This window comes from Thermoactinomyces sp. CICC 10523, from assembly GCF_016055105.1.
GTDB lineage: Bacteria > Bacillota > Bacilli > Thermoactinomycetales > Thermoactinomycetaceae > Thermoactinomyces_A > Thermoactinomyces_A daqus.
Genome location: NZ_JAECVX010000001.1, coordinates 511,763 through 536,381, shown reverse-complemented (window position 1 = coordinate 536,381; position 24,619 = coordinate 511,763). Strand labels below are relative to the sequence as shown.

Below are 24,619 nucleotides of genomic sequence, written 5' to 3'. Positions count from 1 at the left end.
GCTTGCGCCCGGGCGAAATTGGAATGCAGATCAGCCCCGTCCTTTCAGTCAGGCTGGGTTGCGAATAACAAAATGGATAACTTATAATTGAAAATAAAATAAGAAAAATTCTCTCCCGGCATTTGCGAACACCGGAAGCTTCGAAAAAGACCCAAGGGTTGTTCGGAAACGCCAAAGTCTGCAAAAATAAAGGGATCCCAGACTTTTTGGACGGAGGTTATCCAGTCGAAAAAGCCTGAAACCTGGGCAAATCGGGGAGATGTTCGGAAAACCACGAATAAGCTCAATAAAATTAAGGAGTACAGTGAACGCCGAATCAATAGATACACCTCCGGTGGGAGGATTGAAACTTTTCGTCTTCCGCTTTGGCTCAGGTGGCTTCGTCGAATCAATAGATACACCTCCGGTAGGAGGATTGAAACTATAAAACCTTGCACAAGATGCCAAAGCATGATCAATGGAATCAATAAATACACCTCCAGTAGGAGGATAGAAACTCTCCAATATTAATGTCATTAGCTTGAACAAGTTGAGTAGTATCAATAGATACACCCCCGGTAAGAGGATCGAAACGTTCCAGGGAGTGAGTCAGTTGTCCTGCCGTCAAAGGTTCTTTTGAGGGTGGGCCTTATCTGTTTTTATAAGACATGTTTGAAACACAGACTGATGAACATTTAAGAAACCGAGGAAGAATTGCAACAAGAACGGGAAGAAATCGAGAAGGGATAAAAAAAGAAGCAAACAAGCTTATCGATGGCGGAACAAATCCAAGAGGAGGAAGAAGATGAATGAAGCCCCGAGTCTACTTCTGCCGGGTTTGTGGAGAAAGCTTTGATTACCCGGATATCGTTTGCGCCAAGCATCAACTGGAACGGGAGCGGATTCACAAAGAATGGAGGGAAGACCCGGGGTATCAAAAGATTCAGGAAGAGGCACGAAAACGAATTGAAAAATATTTTCCGAAGAAATAAAAAATCACCCGCTTCAAGGAGACTCAACAATAATAGGGATCCTGGCCAAGATCACACTTAACTGTTCCCAAGTTACCAGTGGTCGCATCAAATCCCTCCTTTGGATCGAAAAAAAGGACGTCCGCAGTGGGATGGAGGTAGCGAACGCCGATTTTGCCACTAATTGTTCGAAAACGGAAAAATGACTTGAGAAACCATAAAGGTAACTCAAGTCATTCGTGTTTATACAGGAAACTCAGGGATGACAAGCTCATATTTATCCTGAGCATCAGTAAGCCAAGGCCAACTTATATGAATGCTGACCATTCTTTAGGCGATTGAACTTGTAACAGCTCAATAAATACTGGCAGGATTTCTTTAATGTCAATCCGATCATCAATGTAATGTTGCACATTGTACCCGTTGAACAATGCCATTGCGGCAGTCGCCAGCGTCCTTGCATCAAGCGGACTGCCTATGAGTTTTCTTTCTTCATCACTTCAAACAACCGCGTAAGGTCTTGTCGCCATTCTTCCATCTGATCAGCCAGCTCTTTTTGTACTTGAGCAAGTACTGACAGGTCATGGCGGAGCACCTTCATCAAGAAATCCTCTTTGGTTGGGAAGTGAGCATAAAATGCGCCTTTGGATAGTCCGGCTTCCTTAACAATCTGGTTGATACTGGTGTTGCTGTAGCCATACTTGGCAAACAAAACAATCCCTGCGTCCATCAGTTTTCGAATTGTACGTTCCGTCATCTCTTGATGTTTCATGGAATATCCCCTATTTTCGTAATTTTTTAATTTGCGTATTGATTATGACACAGAAAATGGTTAAAATAAAAATAAACCAACTAGTCGGTTTATATATACTGACTGGTAGGTTTTTGAATCTTGAGGAAGAGAAAGGATGGATGCACGATGAAAAAAGTATTAGGGGGATTATTTGTTTTCTTGGTAGCAGTCGGGTTAATGGCTTCGCCGGTAGCCGCTTCAACCTATGATTCATCTTTTGTGGGGATGAATTACGGCGATGTGTATAAGCAAACCAGGGCACTTTATGTTCCGGCGGGGTATCATGTCAAAAACCAAGTAGATAAAGGAAATAACGGTTCAGGTTTTGAATGGTATCTCTCAGTAGGGGATTCCAATTATCCTTTCCGTTACGGTGGATATTCCGATGCTAATTTTGAGGCCAATGTTCCTGTGGGTACTTATCGTCTGGTTCTTCATTGTGAAACGCAAGATTGTACTGGCAGTGCTAGGCTCACAGTTTTAAACTAAAAACGGATTGCGCCCCCGCGTAAAATATCCGTTATCCAGCAGGCTTCGCTGTTTTCGTTCTAAGTTGGCCATTACAGATGCTCAGGATGAATATGAGCGTGTCATCCCTGGGTTTTCCGTATATGGACTGGAGTTACCGTTATGGTTTCTCGAGTCATTTTTTTGTGTTCGCTGCCTGAAACGCATACTTGGGCAATTTGAAATAGTTTCTTTCAATTTGGCCGAATAAGCGGTAACCAAAATTATTCCGCCCCGGTCAATAAGGTAATTGGCACAGTCACGAAGATGGACACTAATGAATTGATCATGGGTGCATCGATATCGCTGGACCAATTTTTTGGAAAGCCAATAGCCATCCCAAATGAGGCGACGGCTGCAATAAATAAGAATAGAAACCGGAGAATATTACTCGTCACTTTCCAATCATCCCATATTTCCTTTACTTTTTTCATAATATTTTTTCCTTTTGCTCTCTTTTCGCTCATCACATTCTCTTCCTTAACGGAAGATCAATTCAATTTAAAGATGTAAAGTCATTTGTAGCGAAATACTAGCAAAGCAGTCGCCGAATGGAAGTGAATTTGGGTTTTGTTACCTTTTCCCCTTCACAAGATGAATTAAAAAAGCACCCATTTTAGGGTAAGGGTGCTAATTCATGCATACACAGGCTCCTCAATTAAATATCAATTAAAGGATCTCAGACTGTTCCGGCGAAAAAGGATGCCCAACCAAGAATATTTAATCATTTTCCCTTGATTTGAAGTAGTTGCCCGGGTATTTCGGGGAGCTATTTTATTTTTTAACAGTACGTTCTTTTCCAATGGGAGCTGTGTGTGTAAAGCTAATCCATTGCTTTTTCATATAGATCATATGATCTTCCTACTTGATCCATTGCGTGAGCATCAGATCCAAAAATAAGTGGAATCCCGAGATTAAGAGCTTCTTTTACAATCCATTCTGAGGGATATGTTTCTAAGCAATATTTTTTATATAACCCTGCTGTATTAAAATCTAACGATAAGCCTTTCCGCTTAGTGATAGATAGAATATCAAGTATTTCCTCCTTAGCCTCTTCCATAACATGACGTCCATTAATGAAGTAATGCTGAAATTTTTGACATAAAGTGAGATGGCCTACTCGTGAGGGGTGGAACAGACAAACAGCTTCTTTTAAAGTTTGATAATATACTTTTTGTACTGTATGAAAATCTCCGTAGTATTTGATTAAACCTTCTTCAAAGTCCTCCGGGGTTAAATCTACACATCTCCAACCATTCGTTCCTTTCAGAAAATGAAGTGATAGAATAGTCTCATCAAGATAATTCGCATACTCTTTCAGTAAGTATTTTGTCCAATCAGGTTGGTCAGGTAAATAATCCAGCTCTAGTCCTACACGAATTTGTATTTGATCTTTGTATTTTTGTTTCAGTTGATGCATTTCTTTTATGTATGAATCCAATTCTGTTTCTTTCATGGCTAATGCAGTAACCACTTCTTCAGGATAAGGAAGCTTGCGACAAAACGAAGCAGGCAAGGGGGGATGTTCAGTCAGTACATAAATATCAAATCCTAATTCGATTGCTCTTTCAATATATTTTGCTGTTTCTTCTCCAGAACTGTGTGGGCAATAGTGGGTGTGGGTATGTCCATCTATTTTCATGTTTTTTTCCTCCATCTGATCACGGGATTTATGGGGAATGGGTGGTTTTAGCGGAAGAATTGCTCCCGCCGGGTCCATCTTATTTTTTATTGAACAATCCGTTGATAAATGAATGTATATAAAGTTCAGGTACAGATGCCAAGCAAGATGGCTGCGGGGAAAGGAAAATTCTTTTTCAGGCTGAGAAGGACTGTAGCTAACAAAATAGTACATGGAATCAATTCCATAATACAATAGTAAGAAAGTTTATAATATTTGATCTGTCCTCTTGAACTGTTAACCAAATTTGTGAGAGCATACTAATTATAAGAAAAGCAGCAATCCACCCGCTTAATTTTGGATTATAGGTGGCTGGCTGAGTGACGATGGCAATAAGAATAGCGGAAACAAGGATTTTAACGATTGTCATTGTTGTTTCCCTTTCTTACATAAAATAGGATAAGTTCCAATCCGTTTTTGATCAACTCTTGTTTTTCTTCCGGCATGAATTTCAAAACATCTTTAAGTTGATCAAGTGCTAAACCCGTATGCTCTTGTATGCTTGGCATCCCTTTTCTGTTACTCTCAACTCGACTACCCTTTCGTCTTCTTTATTACGCTGACGAATAAGAAGCCCTTTTTCGGATAATCGGCGTAATATTTCTGAAGCTGTATTCGATGCACATCCTAAATATTCAGCGACTGATTGTACAGTACTTGCTTGGTTGAGCGCAACGTATTGAAGTGCACCAACTGCCTGGTGAGTAAGCGGAATCGCATATAGTTTAGAATGACAATGATAATAAATTTGAGAAAACAGGTCCGATATCTGTTTGGCAAGTAATGATAATTGTTCTTCTTTCAACTTCTGTATCGTTAGTCAATAAAAAAGGGAGGGGTTACTTCACCCCTCTTCTCTCTTTTCATCGCGCTTCTGCTTCTACTCCACGGTACTGGCTTCGGCAAGGGTTTTTCCTTTTGTCTCGGGGGCCCATGCAATGGAAATGAGAACACCGATAAAAGTTAAACCGGCGCCGATCAGTACGGTCGGGCCGATGCCGATCGAGCGAAGTGCATAAGGGAGGAGAAAGGTTCCGATGAACGATCCGACCCGGCTGATCGCCGTGGCCACCCCTACCGCCGTGGCACGCACTTCTGTCGGAAAAAGTTCGTTGGGGTAGATCCAGGTTAACACGCTGGGGCCGCCGGTGAAAAATGCATAGATGACAAACCCGATGATCGTGATCCAGATCGGACCCTTGGGAAAAAGGCCGACGAGGAGCAATCCCAGGGCCATGACCAAAAAAGAGACGATAATCAGGGGACGCCTTCCGATCTTGTAGAGCAAGAGCAAGGCGGGGATGTTGCCGATAAAAAAGAAGAAACTGATTACCGCCGTTCCGATAAAGGACAATTCCGGTTTGTTGAGATTGATTGATTCCATGATTTCAGGGCCGAACGTATAGATTGCGAATGAGGGGATAATCGTAATCATCCAAAATAAGCCGATATACGTGGTTCTTATCAAATAGCCGCCCTGAAACAGCTTGTTGAATCGCGTTTTTTTGCCCTGCGCTTCCCATTTATGGATGTCTGCATCCGTTCCGTAAACTTCTTGAAGGACTTCGCGGGCTTCCCGGATGCGGTTTTTCTTCAAGAGCCAGCGGGGCGATTCCGGCGTTCCCTTGCGCATGAAGATGAGAATGAAGGCCGGAAGCGCACTGCTTGCCAACATCCAGCGCCAGGCTCCGGAACCCAGTAGTAACAATAAATAGCCGACAAGATAGGCGACGAGAGCGCCCAGGTACCAACTGGCTTGCAAAACGCCCAACATTCCTCCCCTGTGCTTGCGGGGAGCGAACTCGGCTAGCAGGGAGGTGGCGATCGGGTAATCCGCCCCGACGGCAATTCCCAGCAAAAACCGGAGGATGGACAGTTCCAGCGGCCCATCGGCAAATGCCTGCCAGACGGAAAAAATCATGATCACCACCAGATCGATGGTATACATGACATGACGCCCGATCAGATCGGTTACATATCCAAACACCAGGCCGCCCAAAAAAAGCCCGACCAGCGTAGAGGCACCGATCATTCCGGTCCAAAAGGCGTTTAAATGAAACTCCGGTTCGATCTGGGTTAATGCCACACCGATAATGCTCAAAATGTATCCATCCAAAAAAGGGCCTCCGCTCGTGTACAAGGTCAGCCGTTTATGAAATGACGTTAATGGCGCGTTTTCAACCACAGAATGCTTGGTGGACATGGTTTCCATCCTTTCAGAAGTTCTTAATGGTCGATTTTGCCGGGATGATGATTATAGTTTTGCATTATTGAGCGTGTCTATGCATCGGGAAGAAAGAACAGCAGGAGGGGATCAGGGATCGGTCCGGCTGTTTTCCATAACAGGGAAGATTGATTCAGGGAGGGATTAAGGTGAATGAAAAATGGGATGTTTTTTAGAGGAGTGTGGAAAAACTCGGAAGAAGTGAAGTGCTGTGTAATTGGTGGGTCGGATGTGCGGTGTTTCATGATCAGTGGATTGCAAAAGTACACGTTGATTTTGGGGCAAGAATTTTGCGGGCCGGTGATTGAAATCGGGGGAAATGCAGGCTGTGTTCAGATTGGGGGATCGTGTGGCCGTGCTCCGCTGCTCCCTTGCGGGAAATGAAACGGGTAATGTTGATGCGAAAACGATACGGTGAGCGGAACGGGCAGTCATGGAAAAACAAATCCGGCCGTTCGCTGATCGCCTCGATTTGGAGACGGCAGCAGGATCGGACCGGCGACCATCGGGTACCAAGGCTTGCAAAGGGCCGGGATTCAACTGGGAGAAAATCGTTAACGCCAGCATTCCAACAAAAAATCGATGAGTTCCATCAGGTGCTTGTCCGACTCTGTCTGATCCCGGTGTTTACCACCACCGAGGATCGTCTGCTCGATCAGGTAACTTTGTATGCTGCTGACAAACTGGCGGGCCATCAGTTTGCAATTCAACCGGCGAAGTTCTCCCTTCAGCATCCTTTTCTCGAGCAGGACGCTAAGTTGTCCGATAACGGTGTCAAACGTCCGGGTCAGCCATTCGGTTTGTTCATCCGTCAACAAAGGCTGTTCCCTGATCAGGATGACAATCAACTCATTGTCGGCATTATCTACAATGATGTGCGCGATTTTTAACAGCATATCCCGGATGGGCATATCGGCGTCCATATTTTTCAGGGCTTTTTCGAGATGTTGGATCTTCCCTTCGGTGGAATCTTGTACGATTGTATGCAAAATTTCCAGTTTACCCTTCGGGAAGTAGTGATAGATCAGTCCGTCGGCCATTCCGATGGCCCGGTTAATCTCTTTGGTCGAAGTATTATGGTAGCCTTTCTCGGCAAACAGTTTTTTTGCTGTTTGAAGAAGTTGTTTCCGGCGTTTGGCGGCTTGAAGGTCCCGGCTAGTCATTCCTTCCTTTTGTACAGACTTGGACATGGTCTTCACCTCACACTAGGGAAAATGTATTCGGTTTTGGACTGCTTGTCAACCGCATCCTCCTATGCCATAAAAACGACCATGACTTGCCGGCACAACCCGGGGTGAAAGTCTAAGCAACTTTGGAAGGGGAACGGGATACCCCGACCAACCATCAGAATGCGTCGAAGCGGGTCCCGCGACCGACCGGCGATTCTTCACAAAAAAAGTGTCCAGTAATCCTGGACACTTTTTTGCACAGCTGCAACCCGGCGGCTTCAGGACACGGCAATGTGCAAACTTTTTAAACCATAGAGGAGATTGCTATTGACTGGATCAAGCTGATATCCCTCTTTCAGGGCAATCGACGAATAGCGTTTGAGGAACTCCTCCAAAGCGATTTTCGCTTCCAATCTCGCGAGGGGAGCACCGAGACAAAAATGGATTCCTTTTCCGAACGACAAATGGGGATTGGGATTGCGTCTGAGCTGAAATTCATCGGGATCGGTGAATTTCTGTTCATCCCGGTTTGCCGAACCGATCCAGGCTAATACTATTTGACCCGGCTTAATATGGAATCCGCCGATTTCTGCATCTGTTTTGGCTCGTCGCGGAATAGCCTGCACCGGTGAACGATAGCGCAAGGTTTCTTCAACGGCATGGGGAATCAGGCCGGGATCTCTTTTCAACTCTTCCCAAATTGTTTGGTTTTCCAAAAAACAATAAACCGCGTTGCTGATCAGATTGGTTGTCGTTTCATTTCCGGCGATCAATAAAGTGATGCAAAAGCCAAACAGTTCTTCACTTGAGAGTTTCCCTTCATTTTCTTCCGCTTTGATCAGGGTTGAAATCATATCTTCTTTTAAATTTTTCCTTTTTTCCTCGATAATTTGCGAAAAGTATTCCATCAATTCCTTAATCGCTTTGTCTCTTCGATCTATGGTTTCCTGAATGTCCGCTGTTGAAGACGGACCGGATACAACAATATCTGACCATTCTTTAAATTGCTTTCTGTCACTCGTGGGAATACCCAATAATTCAGCGATCACCATCACGGGTAATGGATAAGAGAAATCCTCGACGAGATCCATATGTGTTTGCCCGCTCACCTTGTCCAAAAGTTCCGTCGCGATCGCTCGGATTCTCGGTTCCCAACCGGCAATCATTTTCGGAGTGAAGGCATGGCTTACCAAAGAGCGCAACCGGGTATGTTCCGGGGGATCCGTGTTAATAATGCTGTGAAAAGGACGTGACTGCTGGAATCTTTTGCTGGAGAAAACATCCTTGTCGGAAATGACCCGGTTTACATCTTCATATAAGAAGACATTCCATACTCCCTGTTTTTGATCAAAATAAACAGGTGATTTCGCTCTCATCTCTTTGTACCAGGAATAGGGATTGTATTTTTCCTCGTTCGTATGAAGCCCTGTGATCTCACTTGTTACAAGTCTTCGGATATCCCGTTGATCCATCGCGATGCCCTCCTCGTTTGATCAATTTAATTCACTGACCGTTCAGTGAAATTATATCGATTTCAGACCGGCCATGTCAACATGCTATATCTCGATTTCGATTAGAACCCGGCGGGCGGCGATGGCGATTGGAAATCAGCCAAAAGAGGATCACAGGTTGGTTTGCCGCTTGTTTATCAGGAATTTCAGGAATATGCCGGGCAAAGCTTCTGTTTGCGCATAACGGCATGGTGGAAAGCAGCGGTGCCGAGTGATATACTATAGAAGGTCGGCACTTGCAAAACGATGCTCCGGGCAATGAGTCCCGGACTCGCATGGTTGCAAGTGTTTTTTCTTATGTATATGGCTGGTCGGGTCGTGGTGCCCATAATTTCCCGACGTTCCTGACGGGGGGCAGGAGGCATCACTCCCCTCCCGATCTTGCTTAATTCTCATCTTCCGGGGCCGGAAAAGAAAGGGGATCACAGTATGAAGCGAAACGAGGAAGGGACTTCTGTTTCTGATAAAAACAATCAGAGTCGGGCCAAACGCGTCCTCGTGGTGACAGCCGTTTCAGCAGAGAGAGAGGCGGTGATGCGCGGTCTGAAAGGTGCAAGCCATGTTGATGTCCTGGTGGCGGGAGTTGGCCCGGTGGCTGCTGCGGCAAGCACGGCGGCGGCATTGGCCCGCACGGAGTATGATTTGGTGGTAAGCGCAGGAATCGGCGGAGGCTTTGCCGGCCGGGCCGAAGTAGGTACGCTCGTTGTCGCGGAGGAAATCATCTGCGCCGATTTGGGGGCAGAGACGGAAGAAGGTTTTTGCGGCCTGGACGAGCTGGGTTTCGGTACTGCGAGATTCCGGGTGGAAAAAGGATTGGTGCTTCGGGTGACGGAGGCCGTGCGTGCGGCTGGTTTGCCGGTTACTGCGGGTCCGGTTCTCACGGTCTCCACTGTGACTGGGACGGCTTCGACTGCGGCCCGATTGGCTGCGCGGGTACCGGGTGCCGCCGCTGAGGGCATGGAAGGCTTTGGCGTGGCGACCGCCGCCCGAAACCGGGGTATTCCCGTCTTGGAGATTCGGGCCATTTCAAATGTTGTCGGGCCACGTGACCGGTCAGCGTGGCGCATTGATGAAGCGTTAGAGAAACTGGCAGCAACGATTTCCGTATTGCAGGAGGTTATCTTATGAGGATTGCTTTTTCTCCATGTCCGAATGATACATTCGTATTTCACGCGTGGGTGCACGGATTGATCCCGGGTGCACCGGAACTGGATGTTACTTATGCGGATATTGATATTACGAACAATTTGGCGGCAGGACCGGACGGATTGGAAGTGTTGAAGATTTCGTGCGCAGCTTTGCCATGGGTGTTGTCCAAGTATGCGCTGTTGCCGTGTGGCGGAGCATTGGGGAAAGGATGTGGCCCGCTCCTTTTGACCGGCGGCAAAAATGATGCTCGTAATCCCGAATCGCTTTCCGGCCGGCGGGTGGCAGTGCCGAGTGAACGCTCGACAGCATACTTGCTGTTCCGCTTGTGGGCTGCCCAACATGTGCCCGGAGGTGTCGGAGAAATTATTGTCATGCCGTTTCATGAGATCATGCCGGCGGTTCGGGACGGGGCGGTTGACGCGGGATTGGTGATCCACGAAGCCCGGTTTACCTATCCTTCCTACGGTTTGTCGATGTTGGTTGATCTGGGCGAATGGTGGGAGAAAGACACCGGATTACCCATTCCGCTCGGAGCGATCATCGCCCGCCGCTCATTGGATGTGAAGGCGATTGCCGATTGGACGAGAGCTTCTGTTGAATATGCCTGGGCGCATCCGGAGGCATCACAGGAATACGTGATGCAACATGCGCAAGAGTTGGACCCCGAAGTGGCCAAGGCGCATATCAACCTCTACGTAAACGAGTTTACGGCCAACCTTGGAGAAGAAGGATATGGGGCGATTTCCACCTTGTTGAGCCGGGCCGCAAAGGAAGGATTGGTGCCTGAAGTGGATTTGTCCCTCCTACGGTAACAAGGGGCATTCTGCTTGCAAATCCCCCAATCGGCAAAGATGGTTGATTGGGGGATCTGTTTGCAGTCCGCAAGCACAGCAGGAAAGAATTTCGGCGCAATCGGGGAAAGAACGGAAGCGTGACCGGAAAGGAAGACCGGCAGCCAAACAGCGGGAACGCTTTCGAAAGATTGACGCTTATTTTGAAAAGATCTTATATTTAGTTGAATGCAACCGTTTTCTCCCATTATTTAGATTGGAAGGTTATGCCGATGAAACCAACAATTAAGGATGTAGCCAGAAAAGCGAATGTTTCTGTTGCTACTGTCTCAAGAGTGCTCAACCACCAGTCGGGTTACTCCGAAGAGACCAAACAAAAGGTTTTACAAGCCATTAAAGAAATGGGTTATCAACCCAATGCCATCGCCCGCGGGCTGATCAACAAGCGGACACAAACCATTGGCGTTCTTTTTCCCAAGTTGTCCAGCATGTTTTCTTCCCAGCTCCTTCATGGCATTGAATACACGGCCCATGAACGGGATCACAGTGTCGTGGTTTGCAACACCGACAAGAACGGGAAACGGACCGTCAAGTATCTTCAGGTTCTGAGGGAGAAACAGGTGGATGGCATCATTTTTACGAGTGAGGTGTTGACGGAGGAATACTTCCGGGTTCTCACGGCGATGAAGATTCCGGTAGTTCTGCTTTCCACCCGTTCGGAGAAGTATCCCTTTCCCCATGTAAAGGTGGATGACAAGCAGGCAGCTTATGACGCAACCCGATATTTAATTCAGCGAGGCCATCGAAAAATCGCCATGATCAGCGGGGATCAAACGGATCCGATTGCCGGGAAACCGAGGATTGAGGGTTACAAGGAAGCGCTGGCTGCTTATGGAATACCGTTTCAAGAGAATCTCCTTGCGTTTGGCAGTTTTGGTTTTCACAGCGGGGTCATGGCCATGGAACAATTGCTGCAGTCAAAGGTTGAGTTTACCGCCGTTTTTGCAGCCAGCGATGAGATGGCTGTGGGGGCCATGTCTGCAGCCTTCCGGCACGGGATCAAGGTGCCGGATCAACTTTCCGTCATCGGCTATGATAATCTGCGGCTTGCGGAAATGACCACTCCTCCTTTGACCACGGTGGCACAACCGTTGTTTGAGATGGGAAAGCAGGCGGCAGAAATGCTGCTGCAAATGATTGAAACAAAAACGGAAGTGCCGGGACGGATTTTACCTCACGAGATTATCGAACGTCAGTCTGTGGCCCGGGTCTGAACGATCGGAAGGACGAAGACCGGTCGGGAGACAAAAAGCCCTCTTCGCAGAAGCGTGATCCCGCTGCAGAAGAGGGCTTTTTGTGTGTTGAAGGTTTGTCCGGGTAGAGAATGCGATTAATATCACAACGAAAATCTTGCTGACTTTAACATTTGGTGCGCTTGCTTTCAATCTGTCCGGGATTTACGGGTTGATTGGAAAAAGGGTATACGGGTTTGACGGGCTTCCTTGGCCTGGCTCTCTATGCTTAAACATGCTCGCTTTTAATGGCTGATCAAGTGGGAGTTCACCCATTTTAACAGTTCATCGACCGCCTTCATGTAGCCGCCTGCTTCGCGGAAGGATTTGCTGATTTTCTGGCTGTTCCGTTTGTAGACAGGATTTTTTAATACTTCCTCAACGGCATTCCGCAATTTTTCGGCATCCAAAGTTTGATGATCGAGAACCACTCCGGCGCCCAATTCTTTGGCCCGGCTTGCCACGAAGGGTTGGTCGTTCACCAGCGGCAGCATCACCAGAGGAACCCCGAAGTACAAACCTTCGTTTGTGCTGTTCATGCCGCAGTGAGTGATAAAAGCATCGCTGTGGCGCAGTACATCGAGTTGCGGAACATAGTTGCGAACGATAAAGTTGTCGGGAATCGGGCCCAGATCCGAAGCGGACAACTGTTTCCCGATGCTGAGCACCACTCTGGCGTCGAGATCCTGCAACGCTTCAATACAGATCTTATATAAATCCGGACGATTGTTCACGATCGTGCCCAGAGCCATGTACACGACCGGGCCGTCTTTCAGTTCATCGAGCGGAAAGTCACCCTGATCCTTACGGTCAGCAATCGACGGACCCACAAAGAGATAATTGTCGCCAAAGCGATCAGAATCCGGCTGGAAATACCGAGATGTGAAAACGATGTTGAGATCGGCTTCGCACAACATGGCCTGCCGTAAGTCGGGAATGGAGATGGAATATTTCTGTTCCAGCCGAGATTTGCGCTCTTCCATCTCCTCTTTCATTTCTTCCATTGCTTTCAGAAATTCCGAGCCGCGCTGCTTCATGATTTTTTCAAAGAAATTGGAATCCCGGTTAGAGACAAAAATAGTCCAGATCGAAACAGAAGGAAGTTTTTTCATTTCAGAGATCCATTTTCCGGGCAAACTATTGGCATCATAGATAATGTAATCGTAAGTTTCCGACTCAATCTCTTTCAAAATGTCATCCGTGACCCATTCCATCATTTCGAACATCTTCGGCATTCTTTTGGCGAGAAGGCCCATCATATTTCCCGTATTTTTCATCATGTCGTTTGCTTGGCTGAAAAATTCGCGCATGAGCGTTTCCGCTTTTTCGGAGATAGGGCGAAATTCCGCTCCGGTGGTTTCAATTTTGTCTTTATACATGCTGTTCGCATAGTAGATGATTTCTTCACCGCGGTTAACCAGTTCGCGCACGAGCCCGATGGACGGATTTACATGTCCTTCGCCCAAAGGATTAATGAATAACGCTTTCGACACATAGATCACCTCATCATTTTGTAACCTAATAACTTTGCTATAAAGATATTGGGGAATAAAAAACAGGTTATGCTCCAAGATTAAATCCTTGAGCATCCCCCTCTTAAAAAAACTTTGCAGTAAAGTTATTTTGGTATAAAGTTATATTAAACCCAATCTGTATGAGTTGCAATTGGCTGAATGAGAAAAATATAACAAATTTGCAAACACGGTCTGTAATTTTTCTCATAATCAAAAGGGGGTGATTGAATGGGGAATGAGGAAAAGAGGTTTGATCCGCAAATCCAAAGAATTGATCAGATTACCGAACGTATCGGCCGTTATGTCGGAAGTCGGTTTGCCGGTCAGGAGGATTCATTCCAACCTAAAATCACGCCGGTAAAATTTATTTTGCTTCGCACAGTCTATCTCAACCAAAGATGCATGGTTGCCGATCTCTCGCGTGAAGTAAATTTAACTTCGGGTGCAACCACGCTGGCCCTCAACCGGCTGGAAAAAGAAGGCTTGATCCGTCGGCAGAGGGATCAGGCCGACCGGCGCATCGTCTGGGTGGAATTGTCGGAAGAGGGGGAAGCGCTGGTGGAGAAAATTTTGTGGCAACGCCAGCAAATGTTCAAGCAGATGCTAAGTGTTTTGACAGAGGATGAACAGGACTTATTTATAAAGTTATTGGAAAAAATTTCTTTTAAACTGTGTGGGCAGAAATAAGATTGTGTGATGCCTTCATTTTTTGAAACGGTTTTCATGTGTTTATTGAGGGAAATCGAGCATGTTGATTTAACCGATCCTGTATGTTCAATGGAGGGATTTTTGCAAGCGAGCGGTTCTTGCCGTCGCCGGGAAGTATAAGCGCCGTACGGAGGGGAAAATACGTATCAGATGCTTTACCGGAGGGATCAGGGAGTTTCGTCCGCACCCGGCGTTTCTCCGGCAAGACGACAAGAGTCCGGGGCTCAAAAATCTCCTCTGTTCTCTTCTGATATGATGCCTAATGATTATGAATAAACTCTTTCAGCACAATAGCATGGTTTTGCTGCTCGTTTTTGGCTGCATAGACCAGGGTGACATCTTGTTTTTCCAACATTTTGATCACTGTTCTCACGGCATTTTGTTTTTCCGGATCTGACTTGAGCTCTTCGAGATAACGATGTTGAAATTCAGCAAAACGTTCAGGCTGATGGCCGAACCATTTCCGCAATTCCGGACTGGGTGCAATCGTTTTGAGCCAAAGATCGATCTTCGCCGCCTCTTTTTTCACGCCGCGCGGCCACAGACGATCCACCAGAATGCGGAAGCCGTCTTCCGGTGCTGCGGTTTCATATACCCTTTTCATTTTGATTTTGCCCAACCAATTTTCCTCCTCTCCGTTTATATTTAATTTTATCTTAAGACACCGGTGAATAACATTCCTGCGTCATTGGGCAAATATGCTATGATAGTGAATAAATAAGGAGTCGAAATTTTCGCGTTTGAAACATCCGGCCATAATATTTTTACTATTTGTTATTTTTTGTGAACAGTAAACAAAAATATTTGCGGAGGGAAGCTGTCAGTGAAAAAGGTCGTAACGGTCAATGTCATTGTCGCTCTGATCATTGTGGGATTGGGGATTGGCGCTTGGTATTATGCGACGAACATCATGAATTTCATCATAACTGAGGATGCCCAAGTACAAGGGGATCTCAGCACCATCAGTGCACCGGCAAGTGGAAAGATTGTCAAATGGAATATAAAAACGGGAGACACCGTCAAAGAAGGGGACGTGATTGCCGAAATCGTTGCGGGAAATACAGAGATTACGGATCTGCCCGAAGAAGTTTCCGTAATAGAGACCATTCCCGTCACCGCACCGGCTGATGGAACGGTGATTCAAAGCGATGGAAGAGAGGGGCAAGTCGTCGCGGCCGGTACGCCGCTGGTCATTACGGTTCAGCTTGATCAGTTGTTTGTCACAGCCAATATTGAAGAAGGGGAGTTGAAGGGGCTGAAGACAGGCCAGGATGTCGATATCACTTTGGATGCGTTTCCCGGGCGAACGTTCAGCGGGAAGGTCCAGCAAATCGGCCTGGCGACCGTTTCCGTCTTTTCCCTGTTTCCGTCCGAGAACACCAGCGGCAACTACACCAAAGTGACACAAAAAGTGCCGGTGAAAATCCGTTTTGATTCCGTGGAAAAAGGAATGGTTCCCGGACTGAATGCAACGGTGAAAATACATAAATAACCGGGAGAAAGGTGGAAGCTCGTTGGATAACGCGGATATGAAAAATCGCGGCCTGATCTTGGCCACACTGTTGATCGCCGTTTTCATGGCGGTATTGGACAGCAGCATTGTCAATGTATCGTTGCCGAGGATGATGCAGGTATTCGGGGTGAACACCGATGAGATTCAATGGGTTGTGACGGCTTATGCGCTGGTGGTGGGAACAATCATCCCCATTACCGGTTATTTGACTGAACGTTTTGGCTATAAACGGATTTTTATGATTGCCCTGTTTCTGTTTACTTTGGGTTCTCTTCTCTGCGGGCTGGCCTGGAGCAACCCGGTCATGGTTCTGTTCCGCATAGTTCAGGCCATCGGCGGGGGCGCCTTGATGCCCGTCGTGCAAGCCCTGATCTTTCGCATGTTCCCGCGGGAAAAAAGAGGGCAGGCGATGGGGATATTCGGAATTGCCATCATGTTTGCCCCCGCCATCGGACCAACATTAAGCGGTTATATCACGGAGTATTTAAATTGGCGCCTGATCTTCTTCATCAATGTCCCGATCGGTGTGGTTGTTCTGTTTCTGGCTGCGGCCGCCATGCGGGAAATGGAGCATTATACCGAGCAAAAATTTGATTTCTGGGGCTTTGTCACTTCAACAGCCGGTTTTTCCACTCTGCTGTACGGAATCGGAAACGCGGCGGACAAAGGCTGGTCCGATCCGGAAGTTATGGCGTTTATCGGTTTCGGAGCCGTCTGTTTGCTCTTTTTCATCCTCATTGAATGGAACAAGAAAGAGCCGATGCTGAGGATACAGGTTGTCAAACACGGTGTATTTTCCCTGACGCAGGTTGTTCTCAGCATTGCCAGCGTCATCTTGTTTGTGCCTCTGTTTCTCTTTCCTATCTTTTTGGAAAATATCATGGGTTTGTCTGCGGTTCAGACCGGCCTGTTGCTTTTGCCGCAGGCTCTGGTTACGGGTTTGATGATGCCGATCGCGGGAAGGCTCTATGACCGGATCGGTGCCAGGTGGCTGGCTGTTGCCGGGTTTGCCGTAACTGCCTTCTCAATGTATCTGACCACATCGCTGGATGTGAATACCCCGTTTTCCACGATCATTTTATGGCTGGTGCTGCGGGGATTGGGCATTTCACTGGTGATGATGCCCATTACGACAGCCGGGCTAAACGCGGTTCCAAATGAGCTGGTGAACCAGGCGACGGCATTGAGCAGCACGATCCGCCAGGTTGCGATGTCATTTGGCACCGCCTGGGCAACTTTGTTATATTCTCATCGCATCGCGTTTCATGCCGCTGCCAATGCAGATCAGCTCAATGTTTTTTCACCGACCGGCCAAATGGTCTTCAGCCAAATTCAGCAGCTGTTTATGACGATGGGACAACCCATGGCCGAAGCCAGGCAATCCGCCATCGGCTATCTGGCGGGACAAATCCGGATACACTCAATGGTTCAGGGGATGAGCGATGTCTTTTATGTCACGGTTTGGCTGGCGGTTGCAGCCTTGATCCTGGCTTTGTTCATTGCGGAAAAACGGCCGGAAGGTTCTCAGCCTGCCGGGTCTTCGTTACAGGAAACGGCATAATCACAGTTTTCAAAGAAAAGCCCTGAAATGAACATAAGGCTTTTACTCTGGACGATCCATCGGGTAAAAGCCTTATGTGCGTCAGGCCGGTCCCTCACTGCGCGGGGAGTATGTTGGTTTATTCGGTGATGCCCAGACTGCGCTTATATGCAAAGATCTCATCGACAGCTCGTTGGTATCCCCCTGCCGCACGAAACGAATTTCCGATTTTCCGGCAAACATTGCGGAAGGAAGAATCCTCAAGTATGCGCTCCGCTTCCTTTCTGAGACCGGCGGGAGTCAGCCCTTCCTGTTTTAATTGAATCCCCGCACCCAGATTCGCCACACGCTGTGCTATCAGAGGTTGATCGGCGCTTTGAGGAATCACAATTAGCGGTACACCGTAGTAGAGTCCTTCGGACGTGCTGTTCATGCCGCCGTGTGTGATGAACAATTTGGCACGCTGCAGGATTTCCAACTGCGGTACGTAATTGCGGACAACAAAATTCCCGGGAATCTCCCCCAAGTCTTCGATTCGCGTCTGCCTGCCGACGGATAAAATGACCGTATGTTTCGTATCAGCAAAAGCTTGAATGCAGAGTTTGTAGAAATCCACTGCTTGATTGATCACCGTGCCAAGTGATATGTAAATCAGACTGCTTGTGTCCAGCTCGGAAAAATCAAACCGGACGTGCGATCGTGGAGCTATGGATGGCCCGACGAACTTGTACGTTTCGTCAAAGCTCTCTCCTTCGGGCTGGAACTGCTTTGTCGTGTAGACAATGGTCAATGGGGCGGGATTGCAGAACACCTCGTAAGCAGAGCCGATTTTCACGCGGTATCTCTTTTGCACGGAACTGACCATTTGTTGAAAGTCTTGTTGCACACGTTCATTGATTTCTGCAGGTAGACGGCGTGAAAAGTGATCCAGCATACGGTCAAAAGTGGTCTGTTGGAACGCAAAGCTCGTGCAGGAGTTGATTGCCGGCAAGTTGAGTATTTGTGCGAGTAAACGGCCACACCCGAACATTGAATCGTGAATCATGTAATCGTATTGCTCTCCCTTTGTTTGTTCCAAAACGGCAGGGATCACGATATCGGTTGTGCGCAAGAGGCCGTTCACTCTGGAAAGCAGATGGGATCTTCCGCCCTTCAGGAACGCTTTGACAAACTTTTCGGTGTCAAACGTACGTACCGAAGCGCCTGTCTCTTTAATTCGATCACGCATGTTTTCCGTGGTAAAATAGACAACCTGTTCACCACGGCGGATGAGTTCACGAACCACGCCGAGAGTGGGGTTGATATGTCCTTCTGCTCCTGCGTTGACAAATAAAACACGTGCCATGAAATCATCACCTTTCGAGGGATGTGTGCCTTTCCCTTAAAGCATACCATTTCTTTAATATTGATATTTCAGTCTGAAAAAATGAAAAAAGAGATGATTCCCGCTTAAAACACATATGGGAACATCTCCAATACACCCAGGGACGTTGGCTTAACCTTACTTACGCAAAATCTCTTTCAGTTTCAAGTATTCTTCTTCGCTTATTTCATGGTTGATCAAGCGGCGCTTCAGGATCTCCTCCGCCTCAAGCCGGCCGTCGAAACGGTTGTAACAGTAACAGCGTCCGTAACGGCGGAATGAAATAATGCGGAAGATCAGGAATGTTGCAAACACGATACAGAAAAAACCAAACGGGAAAATTAAAGGGAAGAAATGAAAATCATGATTTGCAGCTAAAAACATGTAATCACCTTCTCCTCAGGATTGCGGTATTTTGTCCGCCGGGTGTCATGTGAATAAGATACCTTTTACCGATCACAGATAAATCGGATGAAAAGTCACAAACTGATCACGAAGCGGTCATAATTCAGCAGAGCGCCTGATCCTGGCTTGTTTGCTGTGTTAAGATGAAGGTGCTTCGCTGCAATTCCGTTACGATGGGGGGTTATGATGAACAGCAAACAAACCGTTTTGGTTGTCGATGATGATAAAGCGATTGTGGAGTTAATGCGGGATTTTTTGGAAGATGAAGGTTTTCGTGTCGAAGAGGCGTACGATGCCGAAGAGGCGCTTCGCATTTTGCGGCATTCAACCGTGGAGTGCGTGCTTCTGGATGTGATGATGCCTGGCCGGAGCGGATTTGAGCTGTGCCGGGAGATTCGGCGGACAAGCGATGTTCCGATTCTGTTTTTAAGCGCGCGCGGTGAAGATGTGGACAAAATCCGGGGACTGGGAATCGGCGGGGACGATTATATCGTCAAATCCGCCACGCCGGTGGAAGTGGTGGCGCGGGTAAAAGCGGTGCTTCGCCGCTATGGCAAACAGAGGATTCCCCAGGCAGCCGTTCGCCGGTTTGGCCACCTCACGCTTGATGTCCGGGCCCATGAAGTTCGGGTGAACGGCCATCCGGTATCCCTGACACCCAAGGAGTTTGAAACGCTGCTCTTACTTGCGGAGCATCCCCGGCAAGTATTTACCTATGAGCAACTCCTTGACCGTTTCTGGGATGGTGTGGGTGATAAGCATACGGTGATCGTCCATATGGGCAGGATTCGCGAAAAAATCGAAGCCGATCCCAACCATCCCAGACTGATTGTCAATGTATGGGGTGTAGGATACCGTTTTGAAGGAGCGCATTAAATGAGAACGATGCGGATTCGCAAATTCATCTTTGCCGGCCTGTTGTCGGTGATCATTTTGTCCCGGCTCTTTTATGGGATTCTCGGGTTTGTCATCCAGCCGATTGTCAGCCACCAGACGCAGACGAAAGCGGCGCTGGCGGACAGGGCGATCCGGGAAATCACGGGCAGTGTGGACAAATGGCGGAACGCGGACTGGCAAAAAACGATTCAAACCAAGTTCAAAGCTTCAGGAATCGCCGTTTCCATCACCGATCCGTCGGGAAAGAAGATTTTTCAGACGGGTCCGTATAATCCGAAGCAATTTAACAGCCAACAGGTCATGGTCATCGAAGACGGAAAAATGCGGGGGACGGTCAAGCTGTTTGTTTTTAACCATAATCAAATTTATGGCATATTATCGGCGGTCATTGCCATGATCCTCGCCATCATCTTCAACCGCTGGCTGATGGGGCGATATGTGCTGAAGCCGCTTGCTGCGATGAGTTCCGCAGCCAGACGGATTGCCGAAGGTGATTTGGATTTTCGGATCCCGACCTCCCGCGTAACCGAAGTGGCGGATGTAAGGGCTGCTTTTGAGGCGATGGGAGAAGGATTGAGGAAATCGCTCAAGCGCCAGGCAACCTTGGAAGAAGAGCGCCGTTTCTTTCTCACTGCCATCGCGCACGACCTCCGCACGCCGTTATTCGTGCTGCGGGGCTATTTGCTCAGGCTTGAGCAGGGGAAAGCGGAAACGGCGGAAAAAGCGGCCAGGTACTTAAGTGTCTGCAGGCAGAAATCAGAACAGATTGAGCGGCTGGTCTCTGATCTTTTCGTTTACGCGAAAACCGAATATATGGAACAAATGGATGTGAATAAACGTGAACCATTTGATTTTGGACTGTGGATGAAGGAGATGATCGAACATTACCGATTGCTCGCCCAGGCCAAGAATGTGGAAATCGTTGATGAGAGCGGAGAGGAAACGGCGTGTCCGGTTCAAGGCGATCCGCATTTGCTGGAACGGGCTGTCGGCAATCTCCTCGACAATGCTTTGCGTTATACACTGGCGGGCGGGAAAATCACGGTGAAGTGGTACAGGAAAGGAAATCAGGTATGTTTCACCATCAGCGATACAGGGCCGGGAATTCCCGAACAGGATCTGCCGCATGTATTTGAACCCCTCTACCGGGCGGAAAAATCGAGAAATGCCGAAACAGGCGGAACCGGAATGGGACTGACCATCGCCAAACGCATCTTCAAAGCCCACGGTGGCGATCTCACGGCCGCAAATCGGGCTGATGCCGGAGCAGAGTTTAGCGGTTGGCTTCCCCTTGGAGAACCGATCCATGTTTTCCGGAAATGATAACGATCGCAGAAGAAACCTTGGCTGGATACAGCACACCGCCCGGATCCGCTTCCTGGGCTGCCGTGTCCCCGACGCATCAGAAACACAAGTGGCACAAGGGGATGATCGATTACCGGACAGCAGAGGGGGAGCGATTGTACAGAGCCGGACGAAATGGTGTCTGCCACTGTGATATTCACCAGCCAAGGCCCTTGAGGCGCGCGGAAGCCGAGCACATGCAAAATCGGTAACGAGAGGTCCGGGGTCGGACGAGGCCTTTTCATTATGCAGGAAAATTGAATGTTCTCGTGTGGACCTTCACGATTGATGAACAGTCGTGTGTTTTGAAAATGCGGCCGTCGTATAATTTACTATTTAGCTATATGGCTATATAATAATATTATGAACAGCCAGCAGAAAGCAATAACGGTTGGTGAACTTGTATGAATGAAAATGTATTTAAAGCGATGGCCGATCCGACGCGCAGGAAAATCATTGAATTATTGAAGGAAGGGCCCAAAACAGCCGGTGAGATTGCGACCCATTTTTCGCATGCACAACCGACCATCAGCCGTCATTTAAACGTGCTCAAAAATGCCAATCTGGTTGCAGACCAGCGAAACGGCACGTATATCATCTACCGGCTGAACACGACCGTGTTACAAGATTGGCTTGCGTGGCTTTTAGAACGCTTTGGAGGTAGTGGAAACGATGATGAAGAGTAAAGCGATTCCTTGGTGGGGTTGGGCTGCATGGATCTTGGTGATGGTATTGACAATTTTGGCTTATCCACATCTTCCGGCCGAAGTTCCGACGCATTTCAATTTGGCAGGGCAACCGGATCGATTCAGGCCGCGCCTTGTTGCCGTTCTCATTCAACCCGGAGCCATGTTGCTGGTTATTCTCTTATGGCATGTGCTTTGGAGAATCGATCCGAAAAAGAAAAACTACCGGGAATTTTGGCCCACTTACCGGTATATCGGCGGCATTACCGTCGTCTTTTTCGGATTGATCGCTCTCTGGTCTCTGGCCAGTGCCTTAAACATCGGGATTCCGCTGAAATTCGTGCCTGCGATGATCGGCCTTCTGATTCTTCTGTATTCAAATGTTTTGCCCCGGCTTCAACCCAACTGGCGAATTGGCATCCGGACGGCGTGGACTCTTTCCAGCGAAAGAAGCTGGCTTCGTACGCATCGGCTGGCGGGGAATCTGGGCATTCCCACCGGTCTGCTGATCATCGTTCTCGCATGGGTCCTGCCCTCCTCCATGGGGAACTGGGCCGTGCTGGGCCTGATTCTGTTGTGGTTGCTGATCGCGGTTGTGGCCTCCTATTTTTACGCCAAACCACCAACCATTTCCGATGATTGAGCTGCCGGTGGATGAGCGGGGACTCTCAGTTTGATTACACGCCCGAAAACAGGAGTCCGGCGGGATTGGTTTTTTCCAGGTCGTTGCGGAAAAACGCCAATCCCCTTCTGCTTAAGTTGGCCGCAGCCTCTGAAGGACTATTTGTCCTCCTTGGGTATACGATTTTCTCCTGCTTGTTTTTTTATATAAAATCCTCCTCCGATTTCCTCGTATTGATCCTTGTTTTTGACCGGGCAGAAATTACAACGACCGCCCGGTCTTTGCTTGTAGCATTCCAGGCATTTAATCGGTTTCTCCACGGTGATCCGCCCCTTGTCCCGCTGCAGCTGCGTTTCTGTATTGTTTTCAGGATGGCAGAAAACGATTCGCCGTGTCAATTCATTAAAAAAACTCCCCGGCCGGTTGCAGGGAGCGGATCAGCTTAAACGTCTTGATTCGCTTTGATCAATTTAACGGAACAAGCGGTTAAAATGACAAACAGAAGATCGATCAACAAAACAGTATCGGTCGGATGATCATTCATGACCATGACTCCCAGCATCGCCCCCATCAAGCCACCCATGATTCCCGCCAGCATTCCGTCGATGACAGCGATCAGGCCATAGGGTCGTCCGGTCAAATAACCAACAGCCAAACCGAAAAGCGTCGCGACGGCGGTTGGCACAAACATGGTCATCTGCATGATTCCCAAGACTGTACCTGTCGTCAAACCGGACATCGTGGCGTTCGTCATCGCCGTCATCATGCCTGACATACAAGGGATTTTTCCTCTGTTTTTTGAGGCCAGACAGACCAACAAGCTGCTCAGGAGCACCGCCAGAACAAGGGAAGCGGCGTGAACGGCCAGTGGCAGCGCATCCGGGGTTGCTTGAGAGGACATGGAATGCATACGGTAATGTTCAACCTCCTGTTCTTGTTGGAGAGCATGGCTGCTTCCAATCATTTAATAGTATGAATCATGATTATTTTATATAACTTTCTCTTGGACCGGTATAGCCCGAAAGAGTTATAAATGCGACCCAAGTTGAGAATGGACAAGACTGTTTCTGAACTTTGCCGGTCGGTGGTATACTCAGATTGATGGTATCGGGAGGGAAAGAAATGGAAGAAAATAACGGGCAGGCGCGAAACTGCCCCATCTGCGGCCGGGACAACGCGTGTGGTTATCTTTCGCGGCCGCCGCAGGGAAGTTGCTGGTGTACCGCTGAAACTTTTCCGCCGGAAATCTTTGGGCTTGTTCCTCCGGAGCAGTTGCATCAATCGTGCATATGCAAGGAATGTCTCACAAACTTCAGGAGGAAAGTTAAACCGGAAAACGGGATGAGGTTTTTGTCAAGTGGAGCAAGGAATTTATAATAGTGGGTAACGGCTGTCTGGGCTGCCTGAGCTGAACATGTACATAAGGGGGGATCACAGGTGAAAAAAGGTGTTTTCTTTTTGATCCTGGGAATTGTCTCTATTTTCATAGTTGCTTGTAACACAAATCAAGTGGTCATCAAGGATGAAGCGAAAGCTCCTTCCGGCGCGGAGGCAACCAAAAAGGATGAAATGAAAATCCCCTTTCCGGACGGTGCTTCGGAAACAGGGGATGGAAAGCTGACGATCCAAACAGCGGACGGTGAAGCAGCGGACGGAGACATTCCGGTTCTGATGCTGGGGGAAGATGATCTGACCGTACAAACAGGATTTACAATTGAAAACTTTGCTGATGATAAAGACGTTTTTATTTTTGTGAATAAGCGCTGGTTGCAAACGGAGCACGGGGGCAAGATGTTCCAGGGAACACTGGCTCTGGAAAAAGACCCGAGCATGCTCAAGCCCGGTACATATACGGTCACTGCCGTTCAATATGAGGGAAATGACCCGGTTCACGGGAAAGTGATTGAGTTTCACCAGGCGAAGTTTGCAGTAAAAGCGGGTCAGTAAGGGGCAACACCTT

27 protein-coding genes are annotated in these 24,619 nt (G+C 47.9%); 15 read left to right on the top strand and 12 right to left on the bottom strand.

Features of this window, described 5'->3' with window-relative positions; translation table 11 throughout:
• Nucleotides 1-788: 788 nt before the first annotated feature.
• Nucleotides 789-971, top strand: coding sequence for a hypothetical protein (locus tag I8U19_RS02700; RefSeq protein ID WP_198055105.1), 183 nt, complete (start codon nt 789-791; stop codon nt 969-971).
• Nucleotides 972-1,425: 454 nt separating this feature from the next.
• Here the strand turns inward: I8U19_RS02700 and I8U19_RS17195 are convergent, their stop codons facing one another.
• Nucleotides 1,426-1,722 carry a TetR/AcrR family transcriptional regulator gene (locus tag I8U19_RS17195; RefSeq protein ID WP_033101283.1) on the bottom strand — a complete coding sequence of 99 codons (297 nt, stop codon included), beginning with the start codon at nt 1,720-1,722 and terminating at the stop codon, nt 1,426-1,428.
• Nucleotides 1,723-1,869: 147 nt separating this feature from the next.
• Here I8U19_RS17195 and I8U19_RS02690 point away from each other — a divergent pair, with 147 nt between their 5' ends.
• Nucleotides 1,870-2,232, top strand: coding sequence for a hypothetical protein (locus tag I8U19_RS02690; RefSeq protein WP_198055104.1), 363 nt, complete (start codon nt 1,870-1,872; stop codon nt 2,230-2,232).
• 242 nt (nt 2,233-2,474) lie between these two features.
• Here the strand turns inward: I8U19_RS02690 and I8U19_RS02685 are convergent, their stop codons facing one another.
• The 6 genes from I8U19_RS02685 to I8U19_RS02655 all read right to left on the bottom strand — a co-directional run bounded on the left by I8U19_RS02685 (nt 2,475) and on the right by I8U19_RS02655 (nt 8,796).
• A complete protein-coding gene (locus I8U19_RS02685) occupies nt 2,475-2,717 on the bottom strand; it encodes a hypothetical protein (protein ID WP_198055103.1) in 243 nt (80 codons plus the stop codon).
• A gap of 356 nt (nt 2,718-3,073) precedes the next feature.
• Nucleotides 3,074-4,105, bottom strand: a complete 1,032-nt coding sequence (gene hisJ / locus I8U19_RS02680) for a histidinol-phosphatase HisJ (protein ID WP_198055102.1) — start codon at nt 4,103-4,105, stop codon at nt 3,074-3,076.
• A 304-nt stretch (nt 4,106-4,409) separates the two neighbouring features.
• A complete protein-coding gene (locus tag I8U19_RS02675; protein ID WP_160173778.1) occupies nt 4,410-4,736 on the bottom strand; it encodes a MarR family winged helix-turn-helix transcriptional regulator in 327 nt (108 codons plus the stop codon).
• A 75-nt stretch (nt 4,737-4,811) separates the two neighbouring features.
• Nucleotides 4,812-6,047: an MFS transporter gene (locus tag I8U19_RS02670; RefSeq protein ID WP_232331127.1), complete on the bottom strand. Its 1,236-nt coding sequence runs from the start codon at nt 6,045-6,047 to the stop codon at nt 4,812-4,814.
• Nucleotides 6,048-6,709: 662 nt separating this feature from the next.
• The gene (locus I8U19_RS02660; RefSeq protein WP_198055100.1) at nt 6,710-7,345 is read right to left on the bottom strand and encodes a TetR/AcrR family transcriptional regulator; all 636 of its coding nucleotides are present in this window, start codon (nt 7,343-7,345) and stop codon (nt 6,710-6,712) included.
• 257 nt (nt 7,346-7,602) lie between these two features.
• Nucleotides 7,603-8,796: a cytochrome P450 gene (locus I8U19_RS02655; RefSeq protein ID WP_033099330.1), complete on the bottom strand. Its 1,194-nt coding sequence runs from the start codon at nt 8,794-8,796 to the stop codon at nt 7,603-7,605.
• A 468-nt stretch (nt 8,797-9,264) separates the two neighbouring features.
• On the opposite strand from I8U19_RS02655, the gene I8U19_RS02650 reads away from it, so the two are divergent.
• From I8U19_RS02650 to I8U19_RS02640, 3 genes are all read left to right on the top strand, one after another.
• Entirely contained in the window at nt 9,265-9,963 is a 699-nt protein-coding gene (locus tag I8U19_RS02650; protein WP_052153881.1) for a futalosine hydrolase, read from the top strand.
• Nucleotides 9,960-10,796: a 1,4-dihydroxy-6-naphtoate synthase gene (locus tag I8U19_RS02645; RefSeq protein WP_033099329.1), complete on the top strand. Its 837-nt coding sequence runs from the start codon at nt 9,960-9,962 to the stop codon at nt 10,794-10,796. The genes I8U19_RS02650 and I8U19_RS02645 overlap by 4 nt, the downstream gene beginning before the upstream one ends.
• Before the next feature lie 251 nt (nt 10,797-11,047).
• Nucleotides 11,048-12,049, top strand: a complete 1,002-nt coding sequence (locus tag I8U19_RS02640) for a LacI family DNA-binding transcriptional regulator (protein WP_198055099.1) — start codon at nt 11,048-11,050, stop codon at nt 12,047-12,049.
• A 263-nt stretch (nt 12,050-12,312) separates the two neighbouring features.
• Here I8U19_RS02640 and I8U19_RS02635 read toward each other — a convergent pair whose 3' ends face one another.
• On the bottom strand, nt 12,313-13,560 hold the full coding sequence (locus I8U19_RS02635) for a macrolide family glycosyltransferase (RefSeq protein WP_198055098.1): 1,248 nt from the start codon (nt 13,558-13,560) through the stop codon (nt 12,313-12,315).
• Between the two features lie 249 nt (nt 13,561-13,809).
• Between I8U19_RS02635 and I8U19_RS02630 the strand changes: the two genes are divergently transcribed.
• On the top strand, nt 13,810-14,268 hold the full coding sequence (locus tag I8U19_RS02630; protein ID WP_052153880.1) for a MarR family winged helix-turn-helix transcriptional regulator: 459 nt from the start codon (nt 13,810-13,812) through the stop codon (nt 14,266-14,268).
• A 280-nt stretch (nt 14,269-14,548) separates the two neighbouring features.
• On the opposite strand, the gene I8U19_RS02625 is transcribed toward I8U19_RS02630, so the two are convergent.
• Entirely contained in the window at nt 14,549-14,908 is a 360-nt protein-coding gene (locus I8U19_RS02625; protein ID WP_232336305.1) for a DUF488 domain-containing protein, read from the bottom strand.
• 204 nt (nt 14,909-15,112) lie between these two features.
• On the opposite strand from I8U19_RS02625, the gene I8U19_RS02620 reads away from it, so the two are divergent.
• Together I8U19_RS02620 and I8U19_RS02615 are read left to right on the top strand one after the other, a co-directional pair.
• A complete protein-coding gene (locus I8U19_RS02620; protein WP_198055097.1) occupies nt 15,113-15,781 on the top strand; it encodes an HlyD family secretion protein in 669 nt (222 codons plus the stop codon).
• A 22-nt stretch (nt 15,782-15,803) separates the two neighbouring features.
• On the top strand, nt 15,804-17,363 hold the full coding sequence (locus I8U19_RS02615) for a DHA2 family efflux MFS transporter permease subunit (protein WP_052153879.1): 1,560 nt from the start codon (nt 15,804-15,806) through the stop codon (nt 17,361-17,363).
• 118 nt (nt 17,364-17,481) lie between these two features.
• Here the strand turns inward: I8U19_RS02615 and I8U19_RS02610 are convergent, their stop codons facing one another.
• Entirely contained in the window at nt 17,482-18,687 is a 1,206-nt protein-coding gene (locus I8U19_RS02610; protein ID WP_198055096.1) for a macrolide family glycosyltransferase, read from the bottom strand.
• Between the two features lie 156 nt (nt 18,688-18,843).
• Nucleotides 18,844-19,089, bottom strand: coding sequence for an SHOCT domain-containing protein (locus tag I8U19_RS02605; protein WP_198055095.1), 246 nt, complete (start codon nt 19,087-19,089; stop codon nt 18,844-18,846).
• A gap of 207 nt (nt 19,090-19,296) precedes the next feature.
• On the opposite strand from I8U19_RS02605, the gene I8U19_RS02600 reads away from it, so the two are divergent.
• The 5 genes from I8U19_RS02600 to I8U19_RS02580 all read left to right on the top strand — a co-directional run bounded on the left by I8U19_RS02600 (nt 19,297) and on the right by I8U19_RS02580 (nt 22,680).
• Nucleotides 19,297-19,986 carry a response regulator transcription factor gene (locus I8U19_RS02600; protein ID WP_033099324.1) on the top strand — a complete coding sequence of 230 codons (690 nt, stop codon included), beginning with the start codon at nt 19,297-19,299 and terminating at the stop codon, nt 19,984-19,986.
• Nucleotides 19,987-21,330, top strand: coding sequence for a sensor histidine kinase (locus I8U19_RS02595; RefSeq protein WP_033099323.1), 1,344 nt, complete (start codon nt 19,987-19,989; stop codon nt 21,328-21,330).
• Nucleotides 21,327-21,563: a hypothetical protein gene (locus I8U19_RS02590; protein WP_198055094.1), complete on the top strand. Its 237-nt coding sequence runs from the start codon at nt 21,327-21,329 to the stop codon at nt 21,561-21,563. Before I8U19_RS02595 ends, I8U19_RS02590 begins: the two co-directional genes overlap by 4 nt.
• A 192-nt stretch (nt 21,564-21,755) precedes the next feature.
• The gene (locus tag I8U19_RS02585; protein WP_033099321.1) at nt 21,756-22,037 is read left to right on the top strand and encodes an autorepressor SdpR family transcription factor; all 282 of its coding nucleotides are present in this window, start codon (nt 21,756-21,758) and stop codon (nt 22,035-22,037) included.
• Nucleotides 22,024-22,680, top strand: coding sequence for an SdpI family protein (locus I8U19_RS02580; RefSeq protein ID WP_232330984.1), 657 nt, complete (start codon nt 22,024-22,026; stop codon nt 22,678-22,680). The genes I8U19_RS02585 and I8U19_RS02580 overlap by 14 nt, the downstream gene beginning before the upstream one ends.
• A gap of 421 nt (nt 22,681-23,101) precedes the next feature.
• Here the strand turns inward: I8U19_RS02580 and I8U19_RS02575 are convergent, their stop codons facing one another.
• Nucleotides 23,102-23,569 (bottom strand): hypothetical protein, encoded by a 468-nt coding sequence (locus I8U19_RS02575; protein ID WP_198055093.1) that lies wholly within the window; start codon nt 23,567-23,569, stop codon nt 23,102-23,104.
• Between the two features lie 191 nt (nt 23,570-23,760).
• Between I8U19_RS02575 and I8U19_RS02570 the strand changes: the two genes are divergently transcribed.
• Both I8U19_RS02570 and I8U19_RS02565 read left to right on the top strand, forming a co-directional pair.
• Nucleotides 23,761-24,036 carry a cysteine-rich CWC family protein gene (locus tag I8U19_RS02570; protein WP_370589752.1) on the top strand — a complete coding sequence of 92 codons (276 nt, stop codon included), beginning with the start codon at nt 23,761-23,763 and terminating at the stop codon, nt 24,034-24,036.
• A 60-nt stretch (nt 24,037-24,096) separates the two neighbouring features.
• Nucleotides 24,097-24,606 (top strand): hypothetical protein, encoded by a 510-nt coding sequence (locus I8U19_RS02565; RefSeq protein ID WP_033099319.1) that lies wholly within the window; start codon nt 24,097-24,099, stop codon nt 24,604-24,606.
• Nucleotides 24,607-24,619: the final 13 nt, after the last annotated feature.